The organism is Nocardioides lijunqiniae (genome assembly GCF_015024225.1).
Lineage (GTDB): Bacteria > Actinomycetota > Actinomycetes > Propionibacteriales > Nocardioidaceae > Nocardioides > Nocardioides lijunqiniae.
In genome coordinates, this window is record NZ_JACJGM010000067.1 from 1 (window position 1) to 8,128 (window position 8,128).

Genomic DNA, 8,128 nt, shown 5'->3' on the forward strand with positions numbered 1-8,128 from the left:
CCCGCCCCCGCGCGTGCGGCCACACCGCCGCCCGCGCCAGCACCCGCACCTCCGCCGGCCCCCGCCGCGGCCGCCACCCGCATCTCGCAGCTGGGCCCCCCGCTGGTGCCCGACGGGTCCGCGGTGCCGCGCTGGCGGGTCACGTTCGACACCGGCGAGACCTTCGTCGTGGAGGGGCTCGCGCTGGTGGGGCGCCGTCCCGAGGCGCGGCCGGGGGAGTCGGTCAGCCACCTGGTGCCGCTGCGCTCCAGCGACATGTCGCTGTCGAAGACGCACGCGCAGTTCCAGACCACGCCGGCCGGCGCCCTGGTCGTCATGGACCGGGGATCCACCAACGGATCCGTGGTCGTGCGGCAGGGTGTCTCCAAGGCCCTCACCGCGGGCCGCCCCACCACGCTGCTCGCCGGCGACACGGTGCGGTTCGGAGACCGGAGCATGACCGTGGAGCCCGCATGACCTTCCGCTACGAGCGCACCGTCACGACGACCGCCGACCCGGCCGAGATCTGGGCGCTGTGGTCGGACACCGACACCTGGCCCGACTGGGACCCCGCCGTCCAGGCGGTCGCCCTCGACGGGGCCTTCGTCGAGGGCGCCACCGGCACCATGACCCTCACCGGCCCGATCGAGGTCCCGGTGACCCTGGACGTCGTCGTGCCCGGCAGCCGCTACCTCGACCGGCTGACCATGGGCGAGCTGGTGATCCGCATCGACCACGTCGTACGGCCGACGCCCGACGGTGCCGAGGTGACCGTCACGACGACCATCGAGGGACCGGGCGCCGACGACATCGGCCCGATGGTGACCGCCGACGCGCCGGTGGCCATGGAGGCCCTGGTCGTCGCCGCCGAGCGGGCCTGAGCGCCGCACGCGGCGCCGCCGTCAGCCCGCGGGGACGTCCTCGAACACGTCGGGACGGCCGACGAAGTGCGCGCGGCCCGGCGGCCACACGAGGGCGAAGACCTTGCCGACGACGAGGTCGACCGGCACGAACGCCAAGCTGTCGTCGCACTTGGGCCCGCGGTTGACGCACAGCCGGGCCGAGGAGTCGGCCGACTCGTTGCGGTTGTCGCCCATCACGAACATCTCGCCGTCCGGCACCGGGCCGGCCGTCCAGTCGCAGGCGGGACCCGGCATCGGGCCGTCGCACTTCTGCGGCTTGATGAACTCGTCCTCGTCCAGCGCCACGCCGTTGACCTCGAGGCGGCCCTCCTCGTCGCAGCAGACGATGGTGTCGCCCTCGACGCCGATGACGCGCTTCACCAGGTGGCCGCCGCTGGGGTAGAGCCCGATCTTGGTGAGCCCCTTGACCAGCGGGCTGGTCGGCTCGGGCGCGAGACCGTCGAGCCACCCGCCCGGGTCCTCGAAGACCACGACGTCCCCGCGCGAGGGGGAGCCGCCGAACCAGTACGACACCTTCTGCACCAGGATCCGGTCGTTCTCGACCAGGCCGGGCTTCATCGAGGCCGACGGGATGTAGAACGCCTGGACGAACAGCGTCTTGATGACGAGGGCCAGCACGACGGCGACCGTCAGCAGGACCACGGTCTCGAGCCACAGCGGGAGCTTGCGCTTCGCGGGCTCCTCGGGGGCGTCGGCTTCGGGCACGGATGGACCCTACGCCAGCGCTCCACAGCCGTCGGGGACACGCCGGACAGACGGCGCACACGCGGGCGCACACGCTGGAGAAGCAGGCCCCAACCCCGCGGCAACGTCGTTCGTCGTAGGTTCAGGGCATGGAGTCCTACGCCCAGGGAGAGCTCGAGCCGGCGCTGCTCGAGGAGACCATCGGAGCCAGCTTCACCCGCACCGCCACGACGTACGCCGACCGCGAGGCGCTGGTCGAGGTCGCGAGCGGGCGTCGGTGGACCTGGGCGGAGCTGGACCGCGACGTGGACGACCTCGCCCGGGGCCTGGTCGCGGCGGGGATGGGCAAGGGCGACCGGGTCGGCATCTGGGCGCCCAACAGCGCCGAGTGGACGATGGTCCAGTACGCCGCGGCGAAGGCCGGTGTCGTGCTGGTCAACGTCAACCCGGCCTACCGCACCCACGAGCTGGCCTACGCCGTCAACCAGTCCGGGCTGCAGATGCTGGTCGCGGCCTCGCGCTTCAAGACCAGCGACTACCGCGCGATGGTCGACGACGTGCGCGGCCAGTGCCCCGGGCTCGAGCGGGTGGTCTACCTCGACACCGACGACTGGGCCGACCTGGTCGCCGAGGGCACGGCGCTCCCCGACGACGCGCTGGCGGAGCGCGCGGCGATGCTGTCGCCGCAGGACCCGATCAACATCCAGTACACCTCCGGCACCACGGGCTACCCCAAGGGCGCCACGCTGAGCCACCGCAACCTGCTCAACAACGGCTTCTTCACGACCGAGCTGATCAACCTGACGGCCGACGACCGGCTGTGCATCCCGGTGCCCTTCTACCACTGCTTCGGCATGGTGATGGCCAACCTCGGCTGCACGACGCACGGCGCGACGATGGTCATCCCGGGCCCCGGCTTCGACCCCGAGACGACGCTGCGCACCATCGCCGACGAGCGCTGCACGGCGGTCTACGGGGTGCCGACGATGTTCATCGCCATGCAGAGCCACCCCACCTTCGCCGAGCACGACCTGAGCTCGCTGCGCACGGGGATCATGGCCGGCTCGATCTGCCCGGTGGAGGTGATGAAGCGCTGCGTCAACGACATGCACATGGCCGAGGTCTCCATCGCCTACGGCATGACGGAGACCAGCCCGGTGTCGTGCCAGACGCGCGCCGACGACGACCTCGAGCGGCGTACCTCCACGATCGGGCGGGTCCACCCGCACGTCGAGATCAAGGTCGTCGACCCGGTGACCGGGGAGACCGTCGAGCGCGGCGTCACGGGCGAGCTGTGCACCCGCGGCTACTCCGTGATGCTGGGCTACTGGGAGGACCCCGAGAAGACCGCCGAGGCCATCGACGCCGACGGCTGGATGCACACCGGCGACCTGGCGGAGATGCGCGAGGACGGCTACTGCAACATCGTGGGCCGCATCAAGGACATGGTGATCCGCGGCGGGGAGAACATCTACCCCCGCGAGATCGAGGAGTTCCTCTACGCGCACCCCGACATCGAGGACGTGCAGGTGATCGGCGTCCCGGACGAGAAGTACGGCGAGGAGCTCTGCGCGTGGGTGAAGATGCGCGCCGGCGCCCAGCCGCTCGACGCGGACGCCGTGCGGGCCTACGCCAGCGGGCGCCTGGCCCACTACAAGATCCCGCGCTACGTGCTTGTGGTCGAGGACTTCCCGATGACCGTCACCGGCAAGATCCGCAAGGTGCAGATGCGCGAGGAGACGGCCCGCGAGCTGGGGCTGTGAGGCTCAGGGCTTGCGGTTGCGGCGCGCACGCGCCTTCTCGACGGCGGACTTGATCTTGGCCTGGTTGTGGGGCTTGCGGGCCTCGTCGTAGACCTTCTTGGCGATCCCGACGGCGGCAGCACCTCGTAGCAGCTTCATGCCGGTCCGGTACCCCCGTCGCCCGCGCGCAACCGCGATCAGCGCAGGACGACGGGGACCCGGGTGGTGGTGCCGCCGGCGCCGCGCCAGACCACGTGCCCGTCGTCGCGGCCGCGGCCGGTGGCGTGCACGGTGTAGGTGCCGGTCTCACCCGGCTCGAGGCGCAGGGCCGCGGGCGTCACCCACACGTGTCGCCTCGAGAACCCCCGTGCCGAGGAGGAGAAGTAGAAGGTGCGCCGGCCGACGTTCGTCACCGTGCGCGTGGTGGTCCGCTCGCCCCGGCGCAGCACCGCCGAGGGCGTGTTGAGGCGGGTACGCCGGTCGGTCCACCAGGGGCGGTAGCGCGACGGGTCGAGCGCGTGGACCAGCCCGGGTCGCTCCGCGGCGCCCGGCCGGAGCAGCCCGGCGCCCGCCCGCGGCACCGACGTACGACGCACGGGTGCGGCCGTCGTCGCGAGGGCCGACCGGACCTCGGTGGCCGACCAGTCGTGGCGGCTGCGCAGCACGGCGGCGGCGCCGCTGACGGCGGCCGTCGCGGCGGACGTGCCGGTCACGAAGTCCCACCGCGCGCCGTCCGAGCGCGGGGGGACCGCCCCCAGCACGCCGGCCCCGGGAGCGACCAGGTCCGGCTTGACGATCCCGGTGGCGGGGTCGCCGGCGCCGGACCAGCCGGCCACGCGCGGCGGCGTGCGGACGGTGCCGGAGGGCCGCAGCACCACGCGGGCAGCGGGATGACCTGCCAGCCACCGCTTCAGCGACCTCGCGGCCGGGCGGTCGAGGTGGACGGTGGGCACCCGGTGGAAGTCGGCGTCGGTCGAGCCGCGGCGCACGTTGGTCAGGACCATGCCGACCCCGCCGGCCAGGGCGACCGCTTGGGACTTGTCGACGCGGCCCACGCCCCCGCGGTCGCAGACGACGATGAGGCCGTCGACGGCTGCGGCGTCGAGGCTGCCGGGCGTGCACCGGCGCGCGGAGCGGCGGTCGGCGTCCGGCGTCCGGGCCCGGGAGCCCAGGACCAGGCGGGCGGCAGGTGAGCGCCGACCGGCGACCATCGCCCCGTCCAGGCGAGGCCCGTCCGGCAGGTCGACGGTGCCGCGGGGTCGCGCGCCGAGCGTTCCGCCGACGGTGGTGACCCACGGGCTCGGGTGCGCGGCGGTGCCGTCGTTGCCGGCCGCGGCGACCACGACGACGTCGGCCTCGGCGGCGCCCAGCAGGGCCAGCTCGACGGTGTCGATGCGGGAGGGGCCGTCGACCGCGAGGTTGAGCACGTCGACGCCGTCGCGCACCGCCTGGTCGACCGCCGCCACGAGGTCGGCGGCCGCACACCCGTCGTCGCGCGGGTCGGGGGCCGTCCAGCACGCCTTGTAGACGGCGAGCCGGGCCTGGGGCGCGGCGCCGCTGTAGCGGCCCAGGCGCAGGTCGTGCACGCGCGCGTCGACGTCGGCGTTGCCCGCGGCGATCGCCGCCATCTGGGTGCCGTGGCCGTCGTCGTCGAGGGCCGAGAGGTGGGCGTCGCTGCGCACGCCGTCGGCGCCGAACCCCTCGACGTACCAGCGGGTGCCGACCAGCTTGCCGGTGCACTCCGGGGCGGCCTCGCCGCCCTCGCAGGCGCCGTCGAAGCCCGGGGCCTGCCGGCCCAGCTGCGGGACGGCCGCGAAGAGGGGGCCCTCCGGGTCGATGCCGCTGTCGACCAGGCCGATGACGACCCCGCGCCCGCCGGACGCACGCCGTGAGGCCGGCGGCGCTGCCGGGGCCGGCGGCGCAGAGGTGAGCCGACGAACGGTGCTGCGCTCGACGAGCGCGACGCGCGGGTCGGCCGCGAGCAGGTCGGCCTGCTCGGAGGTGAGCGTGGCGGCGAAGCCGTTGAGGGCGGTCGTCCAGCGGTAGACCGGCTCGGGCGCGCCGACCGTGCCCAGGACCCGGTCCTGCTCGGCGCGCATCCTGGTCTCGGCGGACGCCACTTCTGCGGGGGCTGCGGCGGCTCCGGCGCTGCCGGGGCCGCGCAGGGTCACGAGGTGGAGCGCGCCGGGGGAGTCCCGCTCGGGGGCCGCGGCCGACGTGCCGGGCGCGGCGAGGACGGCCAGGGTGGTGCCCGCGAGCGCGGCGAGGAGGGCCAGGCGCACGCTGCGCCGGCCTCCGCCTCGTGCTGCTCGTGTCACGGTGCCCCCTGGTCGGACCTGGACAAGGGACCCATTCTGTCCCAGGAACCCCAAACGTGACACCTTGGTGGCGCCACTACCGTGGTCGCGTGCCCGCCTCACCCCTCGTCGTCGGCTTCGACCTCGACATGACGCTCATCGACACCGTGCCCGGGTTCGGGGCGGTGCTGAGCGCCCTGGGCGCCGAGCTCGGCGTCGACTTCCCGGTCGCGGAGATGACTCGACGGCTGGGCCCTCCGCTGGAGACGCTGCTGTCCGGCCACCTGGACCAGGAGGCGATCGGTCCGGCAGGCGACCGGTTCCGCGAGCTCTACCCCGCGCACGCCATCGACTCGGTGCCGGTGCTCCCGGGGGCCCACGAGGCCCTGGCCGCCGTACGTCGTCACGGTGGGCGCACGGTCGTGGTCACCGGCAAGTTCACCCGCAACGCCCAGCTCCACCTCGACCACCTCGACCTCGACGTCGACGTCCTCGAGGGATGGGTGTGGGGCGTCGGCAAGGCCGACGCGCTGCGCCGCGAGGGGGCGTCGGTCTACGTCGGCGACCACGTCCACGACGTCGAGGGCGCCCGGGCTGCCGGCGTCCTCAGCGTCTCGGTCACGACCGGCGGCTGCACCCGCGAGGAGCTGCTGGAGGCCGGCACCGACGTGGTGCTCGACGACCTGCGGGATTTCCCGTCGTGGCTCGACTCCCACATGGCTTAGTCTTCGACGTCGCCCGGATCTGCCGGGCGTGCCCGAGAGAGGTAGGACCGTGCCCAGTGGCAAGGTGAAGTGGTTCGACGCCGGCAAGGGGTTCGGCTTCCTGTCCCAGGAGGACGGTCCGGACGTCTACGTCCACACGGACGCGCTGCCCGAGGGCACCACCAGCCTCAAGCCCGGCACCCGCGTGGAGTTCGGCATCGCCCAGGGCCGGCGCGGCGAGCAGGCCCTGCAGGTCCGGGTGCTCGAGTCGCCCGCCTCGGTCTCGCGCAACCAGCAGCACGCCAAGCGCCGTCCGCCCGAGGACATGGTGACGATCGTCGAGGACCTGATCCGGCTCCTGGACGACGTCGGCGAGGGCTACCGCCACGGTCGCCACCCCGACCCCCGCACCGCCAAGCCCACCGCCAAGCTGCTGCGGGCGCTGGCCGCCGAGCTCGAGCTCTGAGCCCGGGCGGCGCGACGCGTCAGACCGGCGTGGGGGCCGGCTCGGTCTGACCGTGCCGGGGCCTGCTGGCCAGCACGAAGAAGGCCCAGGCGGCCAGGACGACGGCCGCGACCCCGAGCCCCAGCCGCGGCTGGAGCGGCATCGCGATGCCCACGAAGCCGCCCACGACCCAGGCCAGCTGGAGGGTCGTGTCGCTGCGCGCGAAGGCGCTGGCCTGCACCTGCGAGCGCACCCCCGACTGGATCGTGGCGTCCAGCGACACCTTGGCCAGCGACTGCGCGAGGCCGGCCGTGATGCCGATGAGCGCGAGCATGAGGATCCCGTAGAAGACGCCCGCCAGGGCGATCACGATCGCGTCGGCGAGCAGCGCCACCACGACCATGACGGCGGGGTTGATCTTCTTGAGCAGCGACGCGCACAGGATGCCGAGGGTGTTGCCGAGCCCGGCGCCGCCGACCACGATGCCGAGCAGCAGCTCCGGCGCGTAGTCGCCGATCGGGTTGTCGCGGAACAGGAACGCCATGAACATGGTGAGGAAGCCGGACAGCCAGCGCGGCCCGCAGTTGGCCCGCAGCGCGAACGACACCGCGGAGGGGATCCGGGTGCCGCGCCGGCCCTCGCTGTCGGTGCGGCGCATCGTCATGGACTGCTCGCCCGCGCTGGAGTCGACCTCGGCCGGCAGCCGGATCGCGGCGATCGTCCCGAGCACGAAGACCAGGAACGCGAAGCGCAGCGACCACTCCGCGCCCACGGTCGCGGCGAGCCCGGCGAACGGCGCCGCGACCCCGGCCCCGACCACGCCGGCCAGGGAGACCCGTCCGTTGGCCTTGACCAGGGTGAGGTCCTCGGGCAGCAGGCGAGGCACCGCGGCGGCGCGCGTCACGCCGTACGCCTTGGAGGAGACGAGCACGCCGAGGGTGGCGGGGAAGAGCCAGATCGAGTCGTTGGCGACCGCGTCGGCGAGCACCCAGCACAGGAAGCCGCGCAGCGCGAAGGTGCCGCCCATGGCCCAGCGCCGGCCGTGGCTGAACCGGTCCAGGAACGGTCCGATCAGCGGCGCCACGATCGCGAACGGCAGCATCGTGAGGCCGAGGAAGAGCGCGACCTGCCCGCGGGCGTCGCTGGTCGCCCCGGCGAAGAACAGCGTGCCAGCCAGCGAGATCACGACGGCGGCGTCGGCGGCGGCGTTGCACGCGTGCAGCTCGATCAGCCGCGACAGGCCCGACTTGTCGGCGCCCTGCGCGTCCGCGGCGCGGCGCGCCTGCCGCACGGTGAAGGAGCCGGCCCGGCCGGTGACCCGCGCGGCGCCCCGCACGCCGCGGCCGGTCACCCG

General features: G+C 74.0%; 9 protein-coding genes. 5 read left to right on the plus strand and 4 right to left on the minus strand.

The annotated features are described in order from the left end of the window. A partial coding sequence (locus IRQ30_RS22910) for an FHA domain-containing protein (protein ID WP_193615132.1) occupies nt 1–456 on the plus strand: 456 nt, incomplete at its 5' end. Next, nucleotides 453–860 (plus strand): SRPBCC family protein, encoded by a 408-nt coding sequence (locus IRQ30_RS22915; RefSeq protein WP_193615133.1) that lies wholly within the window; start codon nt 453–455, stop codon nt 858–860. The genes IRQ30_RS22910 and IRQ30_RS22915, both read left to right, overlap by 4 nt. Nucleotides 861–881: 21 nt before the next feature. Here IRQ30_RS22915 and lepB read toward each other — a convergent pair whose 3' ends face one another. Further along, nucleotides 882–1,607, minus strand: coding sequence for a signal peptidase I (lepB, locus tag IRQ30_RS22920; RefSeq protein ID WP_193610815.1), 726 nt, complete (start codon nt 1,605–1,607; stop codon nt 882–884). A gap of 128 nt (nt 1,608–1,735) precedes the next feature. Here lepB and IRQ30_RS22925 point away from each other — a divergent pair, with 128 nt between their 5' ends. Further along, nucleotides 1,736–3,349 (plus strand): AMP-binding protein, encoded by a 1,614-nt coding sequence (locus tag IRQ30_RS22925; protein ID WP_193615134.1) that lies wholly within the window; start codon nt 1,736–1,738, stop codon nt 3,347–3,349. Between the two features lie 3 nt (nt 3,350–3,352). Here the strand turns inward: IRQ30_RS22925 and IRQ30_RS23960 are convergent, their stop codons facing one another. Both IRQ30_RS23960 and IRQ30_RS22930 read right to left on the minus strand, forming a co-directional pair. After that, nucleotides 3,353–3,487: a hypothetical protein gene (locus tag IRQ30_RS23960; protein ID WP_264674255.1), complete on the minus strand. Its 135-nt coding sequence runs from the start codon at nt 3,485–3,487 to the stop codon at nt 3,353–3,355. 38 nt (nt 3,488–3,525) lie between these two features. Then, the gene (locus IRQ30_RS22930; RefSeq protein ID WP_193615135.1) at nt 3,526–5,610 is read right to left on the minus strand and encodes a S8 family serine peptidase; all 2,085 of its coding nucleotides are present in this window, start codon (nt 5,608–5,610) and stop codon (nt 3,526–3,528) included. Between the two features lie 125 nt (nt 5,611–5,735). Here IRQ30_RS22930 and IRQ30_RS22935 point away from each other — a divergent pair, with 125 nt between their 5' ends. Continuing rightward, nucleotides 5,736–6,350: an HAD family hydrolase gene (locus IRQ30_RS22935; RefSeq protein ID WP_338089834.1), complete on the plus strand. Its 615-nt coding sequence runs from the start codon at nt 5,736–5,738 to the stop codon at nt 6,348–6,350. A gap of 49 nt (nt 6,351–6,399) precedes the next feature. Continuing rightward, nucleotides 6,400–6,795: a cold shock domain-containing protein gene (locus IRQ30_RS22940; RefSeq protein ID WP_193610818.1), complete on the plus strand. Its 396-nt coding sequence runs from the start codon at nt 6,400–6,402 to the stop codon at nt 6,793–6,795. 19 nt (nt 6,796–6,814) lie between these two features. Here the strand turns inward: IRQ30_RS22940 and IRQ30_RS22945 are convergent. Further along, nucleotides 6,815–8,128, minus strand: a 1,314-nt coding sequence (locus IRQ30_RS22945; RefSeq protein ID WP_227468017.1) for an MFS transporter, incomplete at its 5' end; no start/stop codon positions are given.

What these genes read in the sequence shown, in the direction of transcription:
- IRQ30_RS22915 (WP_193615133.1), top strand. Translation starts at nt 453, where the DNA reads ATGACCTTCCGCTACGAGCGCACCGTCACGACGACCGCCGACCCGGCC.
- IRQ30_RS22925 (WP_193615134.1), top strand. Translation starts at nt 1,736, where the DNA reads ATGGAGTCCTACGCCCAGGGAGAGCTCGAGCCGGCGCTGCTCGAGGAG.
- IRQ30_RS23960 (WP_264674255.1), bottom strand. Translation starts at nt 3,487, where the DNA reads ATGAAGCTGCTACGAGGTGCTGCCGCCGTCGGGATCGCCAAGAAGGTC.